This is a genomic window from Methylobacterium sp. WL103 (assembly GCF_008039885.1).
Taxonomy (GTDB): domain Bacteria; phylum Pseudomonadota; class Alphaproteobacteria; order Rhizobiales; family Beijerinckiaceae; genus Methylobacterium; species Methylobacterium cerastii.
The window spans coordinates 1-5,596 of the sequence record NZ_VRUX01000268.1 but is presented as its reverse complement, the minus strand read 5'-3'; the positions used below and the strand labels follow the sequence as shown (position 1 = coordinate 5,596).

At 69.8% G+C, this 5,596-nt stretch carries 4 protein-coding genes and 1 pseudogene; 2 read left to right on the top strand and 3 right to left on the bottom strand.

Annotated elements, in window-relative coordinates; translation table 11 throughout:
• Both FV222_RS29700 and FV222_RS15895 read left to right on the top strand, forming a co-directional pair.
• Nucleotides 1-1,219, top strand: a 1,219-nt coding sequence (locus FV222_RS29700; protein WP_187277351.1) for a hypothetical protein, incomplete at its 5' end; no start/stop codon positions are given.
• 183 nt (nucleotides 1,220-1,402) lie between these two features.
• Nucleotides 1,403-2,050, top strand: a complete 648-nt coding sequence (locus FV222_RS15895) for a GIY-YIG nuclease family protein (protein WP_147753510.1) — start codon at nucleotides 1,403-1,405, stop codon at nucleotides 2,048-2,050.
• A gap of 128 nt (nucleotides 2,051-2,178) precedes the next feature.
• Here the strand turns inward: FV222_RS15895 and FV222_RS15890 are convergent, their stop codons facing one another.
• The 3 genes and pseudogenes from FV222_RS15890 to FV222_RS15880 all read right to left on the bottom strand — a co-directional run.
• Nucleotides 2,179-3,186, bottom strand: coding sequence for an SMP-30/gluconolactonase/LRE family protein (locus FV222_RS15890; protein WP_147753509.1), 1,008 nt, complete (start codon nucleotides 3,184-3,186; stop codon nucleotides 2,179-2,181).
• A gap of 109 nt (nucleotides 3,187-3,295) precedes the next feature.
• Nucleotides 3,296-4,891 (bottom strand): galactarate dehydratase, encoded by a 1,596-nt coding sequence (gene garD / locus FV222_RS15885; protein WP_147753507.1) that lies wholly within the window; start codon nucleotides 4,889-4,891, stop codon nucleotides 3,296-3,298.
• A gap of 26 nt (nucleotides 4,892-4,917) precedes the next feature.
• Nucleotides 4,918-5,596, bottom strand: a pseudogene (locus FV222_RS15880) (MFS transporter); the annotation flags it as partial.

Genomic DNA, 5,596 nt, shown 5'->3' with positions numbered 1-5,596 from the left:
CCCTGCGCTTGCCGGCGCGCTGCCGTCCCACGCCTGCGCGGACTTCACCGGCTCCGTCGGCGTCAACACCCATTTCGGGCACGGCGGGACCCCCTACGTCGACCGGTTCGCACGCTGCGCGGCGGCGCTCGACGAGCTCGGGATCCGGCACCTGCGCGACGACATCGTGCTGCCGGGGGCGGAGGCGTCGGCGCCGCCGCAATTCCAGCGGATCGCCGAGCTGGCGCGGGCCGGCCACCGGTTCAGCCTGGTCTTCTACGACGGGCTCGACGTCGGGCCGCTGGTGCCGCCCCGGCGCCTGCCCGACGTCGCCGCCTGGTGCGCGGGCGGGCTCGAGATCGCCGAGGGCAGCAACGAGCCCAACATCGCCGCCGGCGCCGGCCGCCCGCAGGCCTCGGCCGAGCACCAGCGCGCGCTCTACCGGGCGGCGCGCAACGCCGGCGGCGCGCTGAAGGTCGCCGGGCCGAGCTACGTCCAGGCCAACGTCGCGGCCGCCGAGTCGCTGGCTAACGCCGTCGACTTCGGCAACATCCACCCGTACCCCGGCATGGAGCACCCGGAGACCACCGGAAACGGCGACCTGCGCCGATTCATTGCCGCCGCCCGGCCGATCTTCGGCCGCGCCCCGCTGCTCGCCACCGAGAACGGCTACCACACCGCGCTCGCCACCAGGAGCTTCCACTTCCCGGTCTCGGAGGCCGTGCGGGCGCGCTACACCCCGCGCCTGCTGCTGTGGAGCTTCCTCCTGGGCATCCGCCGCACCTACCTCTACGAGCTGATCGCCTCGGTCGACCGGGGCGAGGCCGACCCGGAAGGCCATTTCGGCCTGCTGCGCTTCGACGGCGCGCCGACCCAGACCTTCCGGGCGGTCGCCAACCTGATGCGCCTGTTCCGCGCCGGAGCCGCGGCCCCTGCCTCCCCCCTCGACGTGGCGATTGAGGCGGCCCCGCGCGACCTCCAGGCCGTCCGCTTCCTGCGCGCCGACGGCGCCGTCCTCGTGCCCCTCTGGCTCGGGATCGACGGCTGGGACCCCATCAAGCGCCGGGCCCGGCCCGACGCGCCGGCGCAAGCCGTCGCCCTGACGCTGTCGGCCGAGCCGAAGGCGGCCCGCCTCCACCGCTTCGCCGACGACGGCTCCGTGAGCGTGGAGACGCTTGCGCCCCTCCGGACGCTGACCGTCGGGGTGACGGACCGGCTCGCGTTCGTCGAGCTGACTTGATCGGGGAGATCGGGGGCTGGGTGTGCGCGCGAGAGTTGGCTTGCGACCAAGTGCGGACGATCAGACGGTCTGTTTTTGGGCCGTCGAATAGATCAACTACAGCAGCTTGGTCAGAGACCTGCAAGACCACCGCAGCAAACTGATCCATTGCCATTGTCCGCAGATTTCCTGTATCAGATGATTATGGATAGCATCGATCGTACAAGTTCAGGCTCGGGTCTCAGCATCGTCTACCTACTAACCAATCCCGCGATGCCTGGGCTCGTTAAGATCGGCCGCACGGCACAGGACACAGCCCAGGCACGGCTTGATCAGCTCTACACGACGGGCGTGCCAGTGCCATTCGAGCTGGTTTTTGCTTGCCGGGTCGAGGACGCGGTTCGCGTAGAGCAGGCCCTGCACATTGCCTTTGCTCCTCAACGCGTTAACGCGCGACGGGAGTTCTTTCGCATAGAACCGGAGCAGGCACTCGCAATCCTCCGTCTCCTACACATCGAAGACGCGACGCAGGTCGTCGAGGATCAGTCGTCCTCGATTTCCGAACAGGAACTTGGGGCTACACGGGCGCTTCGCGCGCGCCGACCAAACCTAGACTTCACGGTCTTGGGCATACCTATCGGTGCAGAGTTGCAATGTACGCGGAACGATGCCGTGGTGTTCGTCGTCGGATCTCGAAAGGTCCGTCTCGGAACAGACGAGCTATCGCTTACCGCGGCAACCCGTGAAGTCATGCAGCTGGAATACAGCGTCGCGCCCGGCCCATTCTGGAGCTACCAGGGCAGGTCCATCTCTGAGTTCTACGAGGACGCGTACGGCGAGCCGTCCGCTTAAGGACTTTTAGTACGATCGCCGAAGCCGAAGGTCTGCTTCCCAGCCGCTGTCTAATTTCGGCTGACCATCCCTATCAGACGGTACCCAGCTTCAGTCTTGAACCAGCAACGCCAAGTCGCAAACACCCCCTACCGCACCGCCCCTCGCGTGTTGACGAACAGCGCGTAGAGCGACTTCGTCGAGGCCATGAACAGGCGGTTGCCGTCGGCGCCGCCGAAGCACAGGTTGGCGCAGCGCTCCGGCAGGCGGATGCGGCCGATCGCCTTGCCCTCGGGCGAGACCACCAGGACGCCGTCGAGGTCGGCGCCCATGCCCCAGCCGCACCAGAGGTTGCCGTCGGCGTCGGCCCGGAACCCGTCCGCGGTGCCCTTGCCGCAATCGAAGAACACCCGGTCGTCGGTCAGCCGCGTGCCGTCTTCCACCACGTCGTAGACCCGGATGAGCCGGTTCGGCTGGGCGCGGGATTCGATGACGTAGAGCTTTGTCTCGTCGGGCGAGAAGCACAGCCCGTTCGGGCCGGCGATGTCGGCCACCACCACCGTGGCCTGTCCGGTCCGCGGGTCGAGGCGGAACACCTGGCCCGGCCGTTCGGGCCTGGCCATCGCCTCGTAGGGGTTGGGGCCGAAGGGCGGGTCGGTGAACCAGATCGAGCCGTCGGAGCGGCAGACGACGTCGTTCGGGGCGTTGGCGGGCTTGCCCTCGAAGCCGTCGAACAGGGTGGTGATCGTGCCGTCGTGCTCGGTGCGGGTGACCCGGCGGGTCTTGTGCTCGCAGGTGAGCAGGCGGCCCTGGCGGTCGCGGGCGTTGCCGTTGGCGTAGTTCGCGGGCTTGCGGAACACGCTCGTCGCGCCTGTCGCCTCGTCCCACCGCAGGATCGCGTCGCTCGCGACGTCGCTGAACAGCAGGCAGCGCATGTCGCCGAACCAGACCGGCCCTTCCGCCCAGCGAAACCCCGTGGCGATCCGCTCCACCGTCGCGGAGAAGATCCGGTACTTGGCGAACGACGGGTCGAGGATCTCGATGGCCGGATCGGGCAGGCGCTCGGAGGGCTCGAAGGCGGCAAGCGCCCGGCCCCTTGGGCCGAGGGTGGCGGCGCCCGCGAGCGCGAGCAGGGTCCGGCGATCGAGGGCGCCCATGGTGATCCTCCCGGCCGGCGTCGTCCCGGCCTGCATGTCGTCTCGTCGTCGGCGGGCCCGGCGCATGGCGTGCGCCTCCTCCGCCCTCAAGCGTGCGTCGCGAAGGCTGTCAGGTGATCGGGGCCGGGTTGAACAGCGTCAGGTCGTTGAACAGGCCCCAGCGGTCGGACCAGGGTTTCTTGCGCCCGCTCGCCACGTCGAGGATCAGGCGGAACAGCTCCTCGCCGACCTCCTCGATCGTCGCGTCGCCGGTGGCGATGCGGCCGGCGTCGAGGTCGATCAGGTCGGACCAGCGCTGGCTGAGCTCGGTGCGGGTCGCGACCTTGATGACGGGGCATTGCGCGAGGCCGTAGGGGGTGCCGCGCCCGGTCGAGAACACCTGCAGCGTGATCCCGGAGGCGAGCTGCAGCGTGCCGCAGACGAAGTCGCTCGCCGGCGTCGCCGCGAAGATCAGGCCCTTCTCCGTCACCCGCTCGCCCGGGGCGAGCACGGCGGAGATCGCCGAGGTGCCGGACTTGGCGACCGACCCGAGCGCCTTCTCGACGATGTTGTTCAGCCCGCCCTTCTTGTTGCCGGGCGACGGGTTGGCGCGCCGGTCGGCCTCGCCCTTGGCGAGGTAGTCGTCGTACCAGGCCATCTCGCGCACCAGCGCCGCGGCGACGGCCGGGTTCTTGGCCCGCGGCGTCAGCAGGTGGATCGCGTCGCGGACCTCGGTGACTTCGGAGAACATGACCGTGCCGCCGGCCGCGACGATCAGGTCGGCGCAATGGCCGAGCGCCGGGTTGGCGGTGACGCCGGAGAACGCGTCGCTGCCGCCGCATTGCAGCCCGACCACGAGGTCGGAGGCCGGGCAGGTCTCGCGGCGGCGCCGGTTCAGGATCTCGAGCCGGGCTTCCGCCATCGCCATGATGCTGTCGAGCATCATCGCGAAGCCCTGGTGGCGCTCGTCCTGCATCCGCACGACGCCGCCGTCCTCGGCCGCGTCGCCGTCCGGCAGCAGGCGCTCGGAGACGAGCTTTTCGCAGCCGAGACCCACCACCATCACCTCGCCGCCGAAGTTCGGGTTGCGGGCGAGGCTCTGCAGGGTGCGGATCGGGATCACCGCCTGGGGCGCGTTGATCGCGACGCCGCAGCCGTAGGCATGGGTCAGCCCGACCACGTCGTCGACGTTGGGGAAGCGCGGCAGCAGCTCCGCCTTGATCTTGCGGATCGCCACGTCGAGGGTGCCGGCGACGCATTGCACGCTGATCGAGATCGCCAGGATGTTCTTGGTGCCGACCGACCCGTCCGGGTTGCGGAACCCCTCGAAGGTGTAGCCCTGGAGCGGCGCCGGGGGCGCCGGCACGCGGGTCGCCATCTCCAGGGCGTCGAGCGCGGGCGCGGTCGGGGTGGCGACGCGCGATTCCTCGACCCAGGCGCCGCGAGGGATGTCCTGCGTCGCGATGCCGACGACCTCGCCGTAGCGGCGCACCGCGCCGCCCTCGGGAATCGCCGCGAGCGCCACCTTGTGGCCCTGCGGCACGAACTCGACGAGGGTCAGCCCGTCCGGGAACGCGGTGCCGGCCGGCAGGCCGAACGCGTTGACCACGATGGCGACGTTGTCGCTCGCATGCAGGCGGATGGTGCGGGGGGCGTCGCCCAAGGCGGGCCCGGCCGGCTGGGCCGGCGGGGCTTCGATCACGGCGTCGATCACGGCGTCCTGCATCGGATGCTCCCTGGTGGCGGTCGGTCTCAGGCGCGACGCAGCTCGACCCGCCGGATGTCGCCGACGAGGAGGAGGTAGGCGCTCATCGCCACGAGCGCGTTGATCCCGACGAAGACCAGCGCCGTGTCGAACGAGCCCGAGGACTGGACGAGATAGCCGATGATGATCGGCGTGGTGATGCCGGCGGTGTTGCCGAACATGTTGAACAAGGCCCCGCTCAGGCCCGCCGCCTCCTTGGGCGAGGTGTCGGACACGACGGCCCAGCCCAGCGCCCCGAGGCCCTTGCCGAAGAAGGCCGCCGCCATCAGGCCGATCACCAGGGCTTGGGAATCGACGTAGTTGCAGGCGATGATCACCATCGAGAGCACCATGCCGGCGATGATCGGCACCTTGCGGGCGATGTTCAGCGAGCCGGTCCGGCGCAGGAGGGCGTCCGAGATCACGCCGCCGAGGATGCCGCCGACGAAGCCGCACAGGGCCGGCAGGGAGGCGGTGAAGCCGGCCTGGAGCACGCTCATGCCGCGTTGCTTGACGAGGTAGATCGGGAACCACGTCAGGAAGAAGTAGGTCATCACGTTGATGCAGTGCTGCGCCACGTAGATGCCGAGCAGCATCCGGTTGCCCAGAAGCTGCTTGATGGTGCCCCAGGTGCTCACCGTCGCGGTGCCGGCGGCCGGTGCGGCGTCGGCCCGCGCGGCCTTGGCG